Here is a 15122-nt window from a genome sequence, read left to right as displayed (position 1 = left end):
GGCGTCGGTCGGTGACGTCGGCCCCTCCTCCGGTGGCGTCGGCCGGCGTCGCGACGGGCACGTCGGTGCTCGTGCGCGACGTCCGGGTCGTCGACCTCGAGACCCCCAGCGACCCCGCACTCACGCCCGTCGACGTCCGGATCGTCGACGTCCGGATCGTCGACGGCATCGTCCGCGAGGTGGGTCCGCACCTCGCTCGGCGCGGCGCCGAGATCATCGACGGCGGTGGGCGATTCGTGATCCCGGGGCTGTGGGACCAGCACGTCCACCTGGGCCAGTGGGCCCTCTCGACGTCCCGCCTGGACACCAGCGGCACCCGGTCGCCCGAGGACGCCTGCGCGATCGTCGCTGCGGCGCTGCCCGGCCTCCCGCCCGGTGCGACGCTGCAAGGCTGGGGCCACCGCTCGGCCACCTGGACCCGCGCGCCCGGCACCGCCGACCTCGACGCGGTCGCCGGCGACCGCCCGGTCGTGCTCATCAGCGGCGACGGGCACCACGGCTGGCTCAGCTCCCGGGCGCAGCGGCTCCTCGGGCTCGAGCCGCGACCCGGCGTCATCGCGGAGGCCGAGTGGTTCGCCCTCTTCCCCCGGCTGATAGACCTGCCCGGCGTGGGACAGACCGTCCAGGACGCTTGCGCCACAGTCGTTTCCGCCGCAAACGCCCGAGGCGTGACCGGCATCGTCGACCTGGAGTGGGTCGACGGGCCGCCCGTCGGGACCCCACCGGCACCCAGGGCGTCGGGCGCCGCCCTCCGGGTCCGGCGAGCGGTCTACGAGGCCGGGCTCGAGGAGGCGCTGGCGCACGGTCTACGCACGGGTGAGCTGTTGCCCGGCTCCGACGGCCTGGTGACCATGGGCCCGTTCAAGATCATCTCGGACGGGTCGCTCAACACGCGCACGGCCTACTGCTGCACGCCCTACACGGACGCGACCCCGATACCCGGCGACGAGCAGCACGACCGCGGCGTGCAGAACGTGCCGCTGCCCGCGCTCACCAGCTTGCTGTCGCGCGCCCACGCCGGAGGGCTGCAGGTGGCCCTGCACGCGATCGGCGACGCGGCCGTGGCCGACGCCCTGCAGGCCTTCGAGGCCACCGGTGCCCGCGGCACGGTCGAGCACGCCCAGCTCATGGCCTGGTCCGACGTAGACCGGATGGCCCGGCTCGGGATCGCCGCCTCCGTCCAGCCCGCTCACCTGTGGGACGACCGCGACGTGACGATGGCGTGCTGGGCCGACCGGGCCGAGCGCTGCTTCCCGCTGCGGTCGCTGCTCGACGCCGGGGTCGACGTGCGGCTGGGGTCGGACGCCCCGGTGTCACCGCTCGACCCGTGGCTGGCGATGGCTGCGGCGGTCCACCGCTCGGCCGACGACCGACCGCCGTGGCACCCCGAGCAGGCCCTGACCGTGGCCGAGGCGCTGTCGTCCTCCACCGACGGCGTCCGCGGTGTCGAGGTCGGCGGCCCAGGCGATCTCGTGCTGCTCGAGACGAATCCCCTTGCCGCCCAGGACCTCCCGAGCGGTGAGGCGGCAGCGGCGTTGCAGCAGACGGGGATCGTGGCCACCCTGGTCGCCGGCCGCGTCGTGCACGCGAGCTGACGCCGGCCCGACACGGTCAGGGAAAGACAGTGGCAGCCTGCTGGTCGCATCCGACCAGCAGACTGCCACCGTCCTGGCGCGGTCGTCTACAACCCGTCGAGCACGGCCGCCGTGCCGGACAGGCCCAGGCGGTTGGCGCCCGCGTCGATCATCGCGAGCGCCGCCTCGGTCGTGCGGATGCCGCCAGAAGCCTTGACCCCCAAGCGATCTCCGACGGTCTGGCGCATCAGCCGCACGGCCTCCACGGAGGCTCCGCCGGCCGGGTGGAAGCCGGTGGACGTCTTGACGAAGTCGGCGCCCGCCGCCATGGCGGCCTCGCACGCGGCGACGATCGCGTCGTCGGAGAGCGCCGCCGACTCGATGATGACCTTGAGCACCACGTCGCGGGTCGTCTCGCGCACGGCCTCGATCTCGGCGCGCACGTGGTCGAAGTCGCCGGCGACGGCCGAGCCCACGTCGATGACCATGTCGACCTCGTCGGCACCGAGGTTGACCGACTCGGCGGCCTCGGCGGCCTTGACGGCCGGGGTGTGCTTGCCGGACGGGAAGCCGCAGACGGTCGCCACGAGCAGCGACGTCTGCACCGGGAGCATGGACGGCGACACGCACACCGAGTAGACCCCGAGCCGCTCGCCCTCGGCCACCAGGGCCGCGACGTCGGCGGGCGTCGCCTCCGGCTTGAGCAGGGTGTGGTCGACCATCGCCGCCACCTGCGCGCGCGTCAGGGACGTGGGGGAAGGGGCCATCGGTCACTCCTTGGGTGAGACCACCGACTGGCGCGCCACGGGCGGGCCAGAGAACGTCGCCAGTCTAGGCCCGGGCTCTCAGGGTCAGCCCTGCTCCCCCGACAGACTGACCCTGACTCTTCCCTGAATCCACCGCCAGGAGGATGCCCCGCGGGTGCGAACCGGGCAGGGTGGTGCCTGTGAACGAGCACCGCACCTTTCCCGACGACCACAGGGGGATCCGATGACGGCCACCGGCCGACCGATCCAGATCGACGGACTGACCAAGAGCTTCGGCAGCTTCGTCGCCGTCGACCAGCTCACCTGCACCATGAGCCCCGGCCGCATCACCGGCTTCCTCGGCCCGAACGGCGCCGGCAAGACCACCACGCTGCGCATGCTCCTCGGCCTGGTCCGGCCGACCGCGGGCACCGCACTGATCGGTGGGGAGCGCTACGACCAGCTGGCGAACCCGCTGCAGACCGTGGGCGCCGCGCTGGAGGCCACGAGCTTCCACCCCGGCCGCACCGGCCGCGACCACCTGCGCGTCCTCGCCGCCGCGAGCGGCGTGTCGGACCAGCGGGTCGACGAGCTCCTCGAGCTGGTCGGCATCCCCGCGGCCGCCCGCAAGCGAGCCGGCGGCTACTCCATGGGCATGCGCCAGCGCCTCGGCCTGGCCGCCGCCCTGCTCGGCGACCCCGGCGTCCTCGTCCTGGACGAGCCGGCCAACGGGCTGGACCCGGAGGGCATCCGGTGGCTGCGTGGGTTCCTGCGCCACCTGAGCAGCGAGGGCCGCACGATCGTCGTCTCCAGCCACATGCTCTCGGAGGTCCAGCAGACCGTCGACGACGTGGTGATCATCAACAACGGCAGAATGATTCGCCAGGGCACCATCGCCGAGCTGCACGGCGCACCCCGCACGCGGGTCCGCACGTCCGACTCCGCAGCGCTGCAGGAGGCACTGCGGTCCGCCGACCTGGCTGCGACCGCCGGCCCCGACGGGGCGCTCGTCGTGGAGACCGACGACCACGTCCGGATCGGCGACCTCGCGCTGGGGGCGAGGTTGCCGATCTACGAGCTCGTGGCGGTGCAGACCGACCTCGAGACCACGTTCTTCGAGCTGACCGAGGGCACGAACCGCAACCTCGAGGGAGGGGACCCCCGATGATGACCCGAGCCATCAAGTCCGAGTTCCGCAAGCTGTTCACGACCCGACTGTGGTGGGGCATGGCCATCGGCATCTTCCTCGCCGGCGCGGCGATGGCGGCGTTGTTCGCCTTCGTGGTTACCGCGAGCACCCCCGGCGCCGAGGGGACCCCCCAGGGCACCAAGTCGCAGATGGCCAACCTGGTCTACACCGGAGGCCTGTCGATGGCGTACGTCCTGACCATGACGATCGGCGTGCTGTCGATCGGTCAGGAGTATCGCCACCAGACCATCACGAGCACCCTGCTCGCCGTCCCGCGTCGCGCGACCGCCATGATCGCCAAGGTGATCTCGCTCCTCGGCATCGGCGCGTTCTACGGGATCATCTCGCTCATCGGGTCGGTGGCCGTCGGCGCCAGCATCCTCGCGTCCAAGGGGTTCTCGCCGTTCCCAGGCGGCGACGTCTTCCGCACCCTGGCGCTCAGCCTGCTGGTCCTCGGCCTCTGGGCCCTCATCGGGCTCGGCGCAGGCATCTTGATGAAGAACCAGGTCACCGCGCTGCTCGTGATGATCGGCGCCGCCTGGATCGTCGAGCCGCTGGCGTCCTTGGGGCTGTCCTTCGTCAGCTGGGGCAGCAAGGTCGTGCCCTATCTGCCGAGCGCGGCGACCAGCGCGATCGTCAACCAGCCGTCGCAGAGCCCCACGGTGCACCAGCTGTCCTGGTGGGCCGGCGCACTGGTGCTCATCGGGTACGCCGCGGTGCTGACGATCCTCGGCATGATCCGCGTGCAGCGCTCGGACGTCAGCTGAGGTAGATCCCTCAGCGCCAGTAGATCCCTAGCGCAGGCTCGCGCGCGGGTGGTCGCCCGGGTCTCCCGGCCGATGCCCTCTCGCCTGGCCCGTCTGCTCCTCCGCCTCGACCACGAGGCCGAGCAGGCGGGCCAGCTCGCGTCGGTCCCCCTCCTCGAGCCGGGCGAAGACCGCCCGGCCGGCGTCCCGGCGTCGCTCGGCCGCCTCGGCGAGCACGGCCTCGGCCCGGGAGGTGGCCCGCACCAACGTGGCTCGCCGGTCGGTGGGGTCCGGCTCCCGGGTGACCAGACCGCGCTCCTGCAGGCCGTCGACCATCTCCGTCGCCGAGCGCGGTGCCACCCGCAGGTGGCGGGCCAGCTCGGACGCGCGCAGCCCGTCGGAGTGGGCGAACACGCGCAGCGCCCGCACCAGGTGCGGCGGCAGGTCGTCGGCGGCGCCCTCCCCCGGCGTGCACCCGGCGGGCGGCCGCAGCTGACCGCGCAGACCGCGGGCGGCCAGCATCAGCAGGTCGGTGAGCCGCCCGTCCAGGTCGACCTCGACGTCCAGGTCGGGTCGAGGGGTGTGCACGTCGGGCCGGTGGGCGTGCGCGCCAGGTCGGTGGACGTGCGGGTCGGGCCGGTTCATGAAGGGAATGCTAGCGCAGGTTGCTCCGTTACCTCATGGTGAGGTAGCCTCACTAACAACGGAGGTGGCCTCAGCACCTGCGGTCGGGCGGTTGGCCAGAGGGCTCCCGCCGCACCTGATCAGCCCCTTGTCCCAGCCCCTCGTCTTTGCCCCTCACCCCGGTAGGAGTGACGCCCTTGAGCATCACCACCCATTCCCCCTTCACCGCCCCGCGCCCGCTGGGTGCCGGCTCCGGTGACCCTGGCGGTCACGGCGGTCCCGGCGGCTCCAGCGGTCACAGCGGTCGTGGCGGCTCGCGCGGTCACGGTGGCCCTGGTCCTGGTGGCCCTGGTCCTGGTGGTCCGCGCCCGGCTCAGGTCGATCCCGCGGACCGCGCCCAGCTCGACGAGTCCCCGGTCTCCTGGCGGCGCGTCGCCGCCCTGTTCTCTCCCTACCGCGGACAGATCGCGCTGGTCATGACCCTGATCGTCGGGACCAGCCTGCTCGGCACCGCCTCGCCGTTCCTCGTGCGCGACATCGTCGACCAGGCCATCCCGCACCAGGACGTGCGCCTGCTGCTGCTCGCCGTCGGCGGGCTGGTCGCGATCACCGTGGTCACCCAGCTGTTCGGCGTGCTGCAGACCTGGATCTCCAGTCGCGTCGGGCAGCGGCTCATGCACGGTCTACGCACCCGCGTGTTCGACCACCTGCAGGGCCAGAGCCTCGGCTTCTTCACCCGCACCCGCGGCGGTGAGGTGCAGTCTCGACTGACCAACGACATCGCCGGCATGCAGTCGGTGATCACCGACACCGCGACCTCGATCGCCAGCAACGTCACGACCGCGATCGCCACTGCCGTCGCGATGGCCGCCCTGTCCTGGCGGCTCTCCCTGCTCTCCCTCGTCGTGATCCCCCCGGCCATCTGGCTGACCCGCCGCGTCGCCCTGCTGCGTCGCGACCTCACGACCCGGCTGCAGGGCGGCCTCGCCGAGCTCAACGGCATCGTCGACGAGACCCTGTCCGTGAGCGGCGCCCGGCTGACCAAGACCCTCGGCATCGGCGAACGCCGCTCGGCCGAGTTCGCCGCGACCAGCGCCTCCCTCGTCGATCTCGAGCTCGCCTCCCAGCTCGCCGGCCGGTGGCGGATGGCCACGATGCAGATCATCTTCGCGCTGATCCCGGCCGCCATCTACCTCGTCGCCGGACTGCCCGCCACCAGCGGTGGTATGACCATCGGCACGCTCGTCGCGTTCACGGCGCTGCAGTCCTCGATCTTCCGCCCGCTCATGGGCCTGCTCAACACCGGCGCCCAATGGGTCACCTCGATGGCGCTGTTCAGCCGGATCTTCGGCTACCTCGACCTCGAGGTCGACGTGCCCGAGCCGACCCACCCCGTCGCGTTGCCGCGGGAGCAGGCCCGCGGCGAGGTGCGCTTCGAGGACGTGTCGTTCCGCTACCCCGGCTCGCACACCGACGCCCTGCACGACGTCTCGGTCGAGGTGCCCGCCGGCTCCACGCTGGCGCTCGTCGGCGAGACCGGGTCGGGCAAGTCCACCTTCGCGGCGCTCGTCTCCCGGCTCTACGACCCGACCGCCGGCCGGGTGACCATCGACGGCATCGACGTGCGCGACCTGTCCAGCGCCGACCTCGCCGCGCTCGTCGGCGTGGTCTCCCAGGAGACCTACCTCGTGCACGGCACGATCGCCGACAACCTGCGGCTCGCCCGGCCCGACGCCAGCGACATCGACCTGTGGCAGGCCCTCGAGGTTGCCCAGATCGACGACGTCGTCGCCACCCTGCCCGAGGGTCTGCACACGCTGGTCGGGGCGCGGGGCTACCGGTTCAGCGGCGGCGAGCAGCAGCGCCTGGCCATCGCCCGCACGGTGCTGCGCAACCCGCGCATCCTGCTGCTCGACGAGGCCACGTCGGCGCTCGACAACGACACCGAGCGCGGGCTGCAGGCGGCCCTGGACGCCTTGGTCGTCGGTCGCACCACGATCGTCATCGCCCACCGCCTCTCGACGGTGCGCGACGCCGACCAGATCGTGGTGCTCGACCACGCCGAGATCCTCGAGCGCGGCACGCACGCCACCCTGGTCGCCGCCGCAGGTCGCTACGCGAGCCTCGCGGCCCGCTGACCCAATGCCCGGTCTACTCCACGCCGAGCGCGGACTTGACCGGGGTCATCGCGAAGTAGACGACGAACAGCACCGACACCAGCCACATCAGCGGGTGGACCATGGTGGCCTTGCCGCGCACCACCTTGATGACGGTGTACGCGACGAACCCGGCGCCGATGCCAACCGAGATCGAGTAGGAGAACGGCATCAGCACGATGGTGAGGAACGCCGGGATGGCGAGCTCGAGGTCGTCCCAGTCGATGCCGGCAACCTGCTGCATCATCAGGAAACCGACGACGATGAGCGCCGGGGTTGCGGCCTCGTAGGGCACGACCGAGACGAGCGGCGACAGGAAGGTCGCGAGCAGGAAGAGCACCCCGGTCACGACCGAGGCCAGACCGGTGCGAGCTCCCTCGCCGACACCGGCGGCCGACTCGATGTAGGACGTGTTGGACGAGACCGACCCCAGACCACCGGCGATCGCCGCGACGGAGTCGACGACGAGGATGCGCTGCGACCCGGGCGGGTTGCCCTCCTCGTCCAACAGCCCGGCCTCGCCTCCGATGGCCACCATCGTGCCCATGGTGTCGAAGAAGTCGGCGAGCATCAGCGTGAAGACGAGCAGGCACGCCGAGATGACGCCGATCTTGGTGAAGGCGCCGAACACGCTCACGTCCCCGAGCAGCCCGAACTGGGGCGACGCGAACGGGTTGCCGGGCAGGGTCGGGACGTTGAGACCCCAGCCCGTGGGGTTGACGACCTTGCCGGTCGCGTCCGTCTGGGAGCCGACGTGCAGCAGCGCCTCCAGGGCGATCGCGAGCACCGTGGCCGCGACGATGCCGTAGAGGATCGCGCCCTTCACCTTGTTGACCAGCAGCGTGATGATCGTGAACAGGCCGATGACGAAGACGAGCAACGGCCAGCCGTTGAGGAAGCCGCCGATACCGAGCTCCATCGGCGTGGGGCCGGAGGGCTTGCGCACGAAGCCGGCGTCGATGAGCCCGATGAGGGTGATGAACAGACCGATGCCGACCGAGATCGCGGTCTTCAGCTGCGCCGGGATCGCGTGGAAGACGGCCTTGCGGAAGCCGGTGAGGACGAGCACCAGGATGATGATGCCCTCGATGACGATCAGGCCCATCGCGTCGGCCCAGGTCATCTCGGGCAGGCTGGCCACGCCGTAGGCGAGGAAGGCGTTCAGCCCGAGACCGGTCGCCAGCGCGAGCGGGAAGTTGGCGACCACTCCCATGAGGATCGTCATGACGCCGGCGATCAGGGCCGTGCAGGCCGCGACCATGGCGAGGTTGGGCTCCGTGCCGCCACCGATGTAGTGACCGGACGAGTCCTTGACCGTGCCGATGATGAGCGGGTTGAGCACCACGATGTAGGCCATCGTGAAGAACGTGACGATGCCACCACGGATCTCCTGCGAGACGCTGGAGCCGCGCTCGCTGATGCGGAAGTAACGATCGAGGCCGGAGCGCCCGGGCGGGGCGGTGCGCGTGGCCGATGCAGAAGCCGAAGACATGGTCCCAATCTAGTGCCGGTGCGCACCTCCCCCGCGCGGCCGTCCCGGCCGCTGACGCACCCGACCACTGACACACCCGGCCGCCGCTCGGCCGTAGGGTGAGAGCGTGCCCAAGGACTACCCGCCCATCGACCCGGACACCATCGAGCCGGCCACCGTCGACATGCCGCGCGTGATCCTCGGGGGCATCGCGGTGTGGACCATCGGTCTGCTGATCACCTTGGCCGTGCCCGCCCTGCACGACGGTGGCCGCGCCTGGTGGCCCTGGGCCTGCGTGGCCGGTGTGGTCCTCGGGCTGCTCGGCCTCGCCTACGTCCTGCTGACCCGGGCCGACACCCGATGACCGAGCCGAACCAGCCGACCGAGCCGAACCAGCCGACGCAGTCCACCGAGGACCCCACCCAGGCGCTCGTGCTGGAGGCGCTCGGAGTGTGCCGTCGGATCGATGACCAGTGGCTGCTCCACCCGACCGACCTCACCGTCGCGCCAGGCGAGTGCCTGGTGGTGCGCGGCGAGAACGGCTCCGGCAAGTCGACCCTGCTGCGCATCCTCGCCGGCATCGCCCGCCCCACCGAGGGGGAGGTGACCTACGGCGGGACGCGCGTGGACGAGCGGGACCCGTGGTGCCGCGAGCGGATCGCCTCGTTCGTGGACCCGCCCGGGCTCTACACCGACCTCACCTTCCGCGACCACCTGGACCTGATGGCGTCCGCCTGGCGCGCCGGCGGCAGCAGCCTCGTGGTCGACCCGCCCGAGGTGGCCCTCGCCCGGTTCGGCATCGAGCACCTGGCCAAGCGCTTTCCGCACGAGGTGTCCTCGGGGCAGGGCCAGCTCTTCGTGCTCGGGCTGGCGTTCGCCCGGCCCGGCTCGCTGCTGCTGCTCGACGAGCCGGAGCAGCGGCTCGACCCCGACCGACGGGCCACGCTCGCGGCGTGCCTCACCGAGCGCGTCGACGCGGGCGGGTCGGTCGTCCTCGCGACGCACTCCCCCGACCTCGCCGACGCCGTGGGTGACCTGGAGCTGTGGCTGGAGCCGGCATGACCGATCGCGGGGAGAGCCTCTACCGCGCCTACCTCGTGGTGCTGGGCTGCTGGGTCTACCTCACGCCGCTCGCCATCGCCGCGACCCGCGAGATGTCGGCGGGCGGGCTGCAGACGCTCGCGTCGCCGCACGGCGCGGTGCTCGTCGCCGCAGCCGTCACCACGCTCCTCGTCGGGCTGCACCGGCTCGCAGTGACGGTCGCCCCGATCCACGCAGCCCCGGGGGTGGTCGGCATCGTGATCCCCGCGCCGCTCGACCGCGCCCGCGTCCTGAGCGCGGGGTGGTGGCGGCGGGTGGCGGGCTTCGGCGTCGCCGCGCTGTTCCTCGCGGGGGTCACGGTCGCCGCCGGTGGTGCGATCGTCCCTGCGGTAGCCATCGTCGCCGCCGGCGGGTGCCTCGCGTGGGCCTGGCGGGTCGGCCAGCTCGGTCCGCGACGGGCGCTGGTGCTCGCCTGGCTCGGCACCGCCGCGCTGACGCTCCTGGTGCTCGCCGCGACCGTCGCGGACAGCACTGCAACGGACGAGGCGTCGCCGCTGGTTCAGGCCCTGCTGGCGCTCAGCGGCCCCGGTGGCTGGCTCGGCCTCGCGCTGCTGGGCTCGCACGGTGCCGGCCCGTCACTGCCAGCCGTGCTGGCGACCGTGGCGCTCGTGCTGCTCGCCGGCTGGGCCACCTTCGACCTGCGCGCCCTGCGCCGGATCGGGGTCCTCGAGCTGAGCGAGCACGCCGGCCGCCTCGCCGCGGCCACCACCGCCGCCCTGGTCGTGGGCAACCTGCGCGACGCGCAGAGCGCGCTGGGCCGCACCCGCTCGCGCGGTCGCGCGCTGCGGCTGTCGCGTGCCGCGTCCCCGGTCGTCGCGCGGGACCGCCTCGGGCTGCGTCGAGCCCCGGACCAGGTGGCCACCGCTGCCGTCCTGGTCGGACTGGGCTCGGTGCTGCAGGCGATCACGCTCGGGCATCACCTGCCGCTGCTCGTCAGCGTGCTCGGCGTGGTCGTCACCTACGTCGGGCTGGGGCCGTTGGTGCAGGGGCTGCGCCAGCACGTCGTGCACGCCCACCGCGACTCGTGGCTGGGGCTCGGGCACGAGCAGGTCGCCTGGCAGCACCTGGTGACTCCGGCGGTCGTGGCCCTCGCCGTCGCCATGCCCGTCACGCTGGGGGTCGCCCTGCTCGGGCACGCACCCTTCACCGCCCTGGTCTGGACGGTGCCGACCGTGCTCGCGGTCGCCGTCGGGCAGGTGGCCGACGCCTACGCCGGGTCGCTACCGCCCGGCATGGCCACCGGAGTCATGACCGCCGAGATCGGCGACACTGGCGCCATCCGCGCCGCCCTCTGGCTGCTGCTCAGCCCGCTGCTCGTCGTCGGCGGCTGCTCGCTCTTCCTCTGGGCCGCGCTCGTCCCCGGCCGCGAGCTGCTCGGGCTCGCCGTGGCCTTCGGCATCATCGCCCTGCTCGCGTCCTTCGCCCGAGGCCGGATCGCCAACAGCCTCGCCGGCTGAAGCCGGCTCGGCCTCAGCCTCCAGCGACACGTCAGCCTCGACCGGCTGGACCGCCACCTCAGCCTCGGCCGCCGCCTCCGGCTCGACCGGCACCTCAGCCTCGACCGCGCCAGCCTCCACCTCGACCGCGAGGTCGTCGACGAGCGGCGGGTCGGTGCGGTGCGCCGGGGCCGGCTCGACGTCGGTCTCGGAGTGGGCCCCGCAGCCGTGGTCGAGGCTCACCACCCGGCCGTCGGACGGGGACCAGGCGTTGGCGCACACGCCGAAGGTGTGCCGCAGGGCGCCTGCCATCGGCAGCCAGAAGCCGCAGCTCGAGCAGTGCTCGGATGCCGCGTGGGTCGACGGTGCGTCCGGCCCGTTGGCCCCGTCGTACCACCGCTGGGCCGCGACCTCGCGCCCCTCGGCGGACAGCACCCGCTTGCGACCGAGGCCCAGCTCCCACTGGGCCATCCGGTCGACGTCCTCATCGCCGGTGGCCTCGAAGCCGGGCTCGAGGTTGGGGTCCTGCTCGATGTAGGGCAGCACGTCGGCCGGGCCCAGGTCGCCCGGGGCGAGCCGGTCGGCGTAGGGCACCCACTCGGGCGCGACCACGGAGGTGGCGCTCGGCAGCAGGGTGGTCTCGGACACGGTGACGTTCTTGGACCGTGCGACCCGGGCCACGGTGATGGCCCAGCGCCAGTCCGGGTAGCCCGGGTGCAGGCAGGCGAAGTAGTGCGTCGCGACGCGCTCGCCGTCCATCACGGCTGTCACGTGCTCGCCCACCAGCCCCGGCTCGGCGATCGACTCGGCGGCCTCGCGGGCCACGTCGACCGCGCGCAGCACGGTGGTGTCGGCCTTCACGGCGGCCATGTGATCAGCGCTCCCCGTCGAAGTCGTGGGCGATGGCGCGCAGCACCGCGGCGATCTTGCGCGCGTGCGCGGGCTCCGGGTACTTGCCGCGGCGCAGCGAGGTGGAGGCGGCGTCGAGCAGCTGCATGACGTCCTCGATGATCGGGACCATCTCCTCGGCGGGCTTGCGGTGCTTGGCGTGCTGCGCGGTCGCCACCGACGGAGCCTTGTCGAGCACGATCACGTCCAGGGCCTGCGCCCCCTTGCGCCCGGCGATGACCCCGAACTCGACACGCGTGCCCGCCTTGAGGGTCGTGACGCCGTCCGGCAGCGCCGAGGCGCGGCAGAACACGTCGTTGCCCTCGTCGTCGGAGAGGAAGCCGAAGCCCTTCTCTGCGTCGTACCACTTGACCTTGCCCGTTGGCACTGGTCCACCTCTGTCGTCGCTCGCGGGGGGCTCACAGCCTGCGCGCCCCTGGTCGCCCAAGGCTAACGTGTCGCGCCGACAGAGCCTCACCCGGCCTCGCCCCGCCCCATGCGCACCACGCGCCCCACGCGGCGGCCTCACTCGGGGCAGATGCCGAACGGCGCCGACCAGTCCTCACCCGGCTCGAGCCACAGCACGCCCTCACCCGTGACGAACGCGTTGGGCCCGGCGGTGAGCGGCTCGACCGCCACCCCCGTGGTGCGGCGGTCCGCCTCGGGCAGAGCGTCGCCGGTGAAGACCTGCAGCCAGGGGTAGGCCGTGGCGTCGGCCCACAGCGTGACGGCCCGCTCGGGACCGGCGAGGCGCACCCGCCACCGACCGTCGGCGCCGGCGACGAGCCCGGTGTAGGCCCGGTCGAGCTGCAGCCCGGCCAGCGGACACTCGCCGCCACGGAAGTCGGTCTCGACGGCCAGCGACTCGGCGAGGGTGTCGCGGACCGGGAGCAGCCGCTCGGGGTCTACCTGCAGGTAGTGGGCGGCCGGCACGCTGAGGGAGGTCTGGTCGACGTGCGTCTCGCCCGCCGTGAGGTAGGGGTGGGCACCGAACGCGAACGGCGCCCGTCCTTCCCCGACGTTGACCACCAGCGGGGTGACGGTGAGCCCGTCGTCACCGAGGGCGTACTCGATCTCGACGTCGAGGCTCCACGACCAGCCCTTCTGCGGGCGCAGCCGGGTGCCGACCGTGACGGTGGACTGCGAGCGGTCGAGCAGGTCGAACAGCGACCAGCAGACCAGGCCGTGGATCGCGTTGTGCCGCTCCGGCTCGGTGAGCGCGAGCTGGTGCTCCTCGCCGTCGACGGTGTAGACCCCGTCGCGGATCCGGTTGGGCCACGGCACGAGCACCTGACCGCGGCAGGCGTCGCACTCCTCGTCCTCCTCGAACCCGCTGACGAGCGGCCGACCGTCGACGGTGTAGCTGCGCAGCGTGCCGCCGACCTCCGCGATCACGGCCTCCTGATCACCCAGGCGCAGGCTCCACTGCTCACCCGTGGGGGCCGTCGGCGTCGTCAGCGGAGACTTCATGGATGGCAACCTAGGCGAACGGGTCGGATCGGTGGGGGCAAATGGGACAGAAACGCCTTCCCGGCCGGGCCGATCTCACCCAGCGTCGTCACGCGCGGACAGCAGCTGCTGGGCGGTCTCGCGCATCTCGATCTTGCGGATCTTGCCGGTCACCGTCATCGGGAACGAGTCGGTGATGTGGACGTAGCGCGGGATCTTGAAGTGCGCGAGCTTGCCCGTGCAGAAGGTGCGGACCTGCTCGACGGTGAGGGTCTGGCTATCGTCGCGCAGCACGATCCACGCCATCAGCTCCTCGCCGTAGGTCTCGTCCGGGACCCCGATGACCTGCACGTCGGCGATGTCGGGATGGGTGTAGAGGAACTCCTCGATCTCGCGCGGGTAGACGTTCTCGCCGCCGCGGATGACCATGTCCTTGATCCGCCCGACGATGGAGCAGTAGCCGTCGTCGTCCATCGTCGCGAGGTCGCCGGTGTGCATCCAGCCGCCGGCGTCGATGGCCTCGGCCGTCTGGTCGGGCTGGTTCCAGTAGCCCCGCATCACCGAGTAGCCCCGGGTGCACAGCTCCCCCGTCGAGCCGCGGGGCACGGGACGGCCGGACTCTGGGTCGACCACCTTGACCTCGAGGTGCGGCATCACCCGTCCGACGGTCTCGGTGCGGCGCCGCAGGTCGTCGTCGACCCGCGTCGACGTCGACACCGGCGACGTCTCGGTCATGCCGTAGTTGATGGCGACCTCGCGCATGTTCATCTGCGCGATGACCTTCTTCATGACCTCGGTCGGGCAGGGCGAGCCGGCCATGATCCCGGTGCGCAGGCTGGACAGGTCGTAGCTCGCGAAGTCCGGCAACGCCAGCTCGGCGATGAACATCGTCGGCACCCCGTAGAGCGAGGTGCAGCGCTCGTCGCTCACGGCCCGCAGCGTCGCGGCCGGGTCGAAGGTGGGCGCCGGGATCACCATCGTGGCCCCGTGGCTGGTGCACGCGAGGTTGCCCATGACCATGCCGAAGCAGTGGTAGAAGGGCACCGGGATGCACACCCGGTCGGCCTCGGTGTAGCGGATCATCTCCCCGACGAAGTAGCCGTTGTTGAGGATGTTGTGGTGCGTGAGCGTCGCGCCCTTGGGGAACCCCGTGGTGCCCGACGTGTACTGGATGTTGATCGGGTCGTCGCTGTCCAGCAGCGTCATCCGCGCGGCGAGGTCCTCCTCGGTCACGGACGCGCCGCCCGCGAGGAGCTCGTCCCAGCTCGGGTCGTCCAGGTAGACCACCCGCTCCAGGTCCGGGCAGTCGTGCCGGATCTCCTCCACCATCCGGCGGTACTGCGAGGTCTTGTAGGACACCGCGCTGACCAGCACGCGCAGGCCGGACTGCTTGACGACGTACTCGAGCTCGTGGCTGCGGTAGGCGGGGTTGACGTTGACCAGGATGACGCCGATCTTGGCGGTGGCGTACTGCACCAGGGTCCACTCCGGCCGGTTCGGCGACCAGATCCCGAGGCGGTCGCCCCGCTCCAGCCCGAGCGCCAGCAGCCCGCGCGCCAGCTCGTCGACGGCGCGGTCCAGCTCGGCGTACGTCCACCGGCGCCCGCTCGGCACGTCCACCAGGGCCTCGCGCTCGGGGAACCGGGCCGCGGTCCGGGCCAGGTTGTCGCCGATCGTCTGGCCGAGCAAGGGCACCTCCGAGGTGCCCGACGCGTACGAGAGCAACGCTGCTGTCATGGCCG

Annotated in this window: 13 protein-coding genes; 6 read left to right on the top strand and 7 right to left on the bottom strand. The window is 72.2% G+C overall.

Going from position 1 to position 15122, the window contains the following annotated elements; all coding sequences use genetic code 11:
* The first annotated feature begins 11 nt into the window (after positions 1-11).
* Positions 12-1595 (top strand): amidohydrolase, encoded by a 1584-nt coding sequence (locus MM440_RS09260; RefSeq protein ID WP_241444029.1) that lies wholly within the window; start codon positions 12-14, stop codon positions 1593-1595.
* 86 nt (positions 1596-1681) lie between these two features.
* Here the strand turns inward: MM440_RS09260 and deoC are convergent, their stop codons facing one another.
* Entirely contained in the window at positions 1682-2341 is a 660-nt protein-coding gene (gene deoC / locus MM440_RS09255; protein ID WP_241444028.1) for a deoxyribose-phosphate aldolase, read from the bottom strand.
* A gap of 223 nt (positions 2342-2564) precedes the next feature.
* On the opposite strand from deoC, the gene MM440_RS09250 reads away from it, so the two are divergent.
* Positions 2565-3488: an ABC transporter ATP-binding protein gene (locus MM440_RS09250; protein ID WP_241444027.1), complete on the top strand. Its 924-nt coding sequence runs from the start codon at positions 2565-2567 to the stop codon at positions 3486-3488.
* Entirely contained in the window at positions 3485-4276 is a 792-nt protein-coding gene (locus MM440_RS09245) for an ABC transporter permease (RefSeq protein WP_241444026.1), read from the top strand. Before MM440_RS09250 ends, MM440_RS09245 begins: the two co-directional genes overlap by 4 nt.
* A gap of 27 nt (positions 4277-4303) precedes the next feature.
* On the opposite strand, the gene MM440_RS09240 is transcribed toward MM440_RS09245, so the two are convergent.
* Positions 4304-4900, bottom strand: a complete 597-nt coding sequence (locus MM440_RS09240; RefSeq protein WP_241444025.1) for a MarR family winged helix-turn-helix transcriptional regulator — start codon at positions 4898-4900, stop codon at positions 4304-4306.
* A 176-nt stretch (positions 4901-5076) separates the two neighbouring features.
* Between MM440_RS09240 and MM440_RS09235 the strand changes: the two genes are divergently transcribed.
* Positions 5077-7017, top strand: coding sequence for an ABC transporter ATP-binding protein (locus tag MM440_RS09235; RefSeq protein WP_241444024.1), 1941 nt, complete (start codon positions 5077-5079; stop codon positions 7015-7017).
* A gap of 13 nt (positions 7018-7030) precedes the next feature.
* On the opposite strand, the gene MM440_RS09230 is transcribed toward MM440_RS09235, so the two are convergent.
* On the bottom strand, positions 7031-8527 hold the full coding sequence (locus tag MM440_RS09230; protein WP_241444023.1) for an NCS2 family permease: 1497 nt from the start codon (positions 8525-8527) through the stop codon (positions 7031-7033).
* Positions 8528-8633: 106 nt separating this feature from the next.
* Here MM440_RS09230 and MM440_RS09225 point away from each other — a divergent pair, with 106 nt between their 5' ends.
* Positions 8634-8870 (top strand): DUF2530 domain-containing protein, encoded by a 237-nt coding sequence (locus MM440_RS09225; protein WP_241444022.1) that lies wholly within the window; start codon positions 8634-8636, stop codon positions 8868-8870.
* Entirely contained in the window at positions 8867-9568 is a 702-nt protein-coding gene (locus tag MM440_RS09220) for an ABC transporter ATP-binding protein (RefSeq protein ID WP_241444021.1), read from the top strand. The genes MM440_RS09225 and MM440_RS09220 overlap by 4 nt, the downstream gene beginning before the upstream one ends.
* 1259 nt (positions 9569-10827) lie before the next feature.
* Here the strand turns inward: MM440_RS09220 and MM440_RS17335 are convergent.
* The 4 genes from MM440_RS17335 to MM440_RS09195 form a co-directional block, all read right to left on the bottom strand.
* Complete coding sequence (locus MM440_RS17335; protein WP_338155631.1) at positions 10828-11913, bottom strand: DUF3027 domain-containing protein; 1086 nt, start codon at positions 11911-11913, stop codon at positions 10828-10830.
* Between the two features lie 4 nt (positions 11914-11917).
* Entirely contained in the window at positions 11918-12319 is a 402-nt protein-coding gene (locus MM440_RS09205) for a cold-shock protein (protein WP_241444019.1), read from the bottom strand.
* Positions 12320-12456: 137 nt separating this feature from the next.
* Positions 12457-13401 carry an aldose 1-epimerase family protein gene (locus MM440_RS09200; RefSeq protein ID WP_241444018.1) on the bottom strand — a complete coding sequence of 315 codons (945 nt, stop codon included), beginning with the start codon at positions 13399-13401 and terminating at the stop codon, positions 12457-12459.
* 75 nt (positions 13402-13476) lie between these two features.
* Positions 13477-15117 carry an AMP-binding protein gene (locus MM440_RS09195; RefSeq protein WP_241444017.1) on the bottom strand — a complete coding sequence of 547 codons (1641 nt, stop codon included), beginning with the start codon at positions 15115-15117 and terminating at the stop codon, positions 13477-13479.
* Between the last annotated feature and the right edge of the window lie 5 nt (positions 15118-15122).

The organism is Arsenicicoccus piscis (assembly GCF_022568835.1).
Lineage (GTDB): Bacteria > Actinomycetota > Actinomycetes > Actinomycetales > Dermatophilaceae > Arsenicicoccus > Arsenicicoccus piscis.
This window is presented reverse-complemented; position numbering and strand designations above follow the sequence as displayed.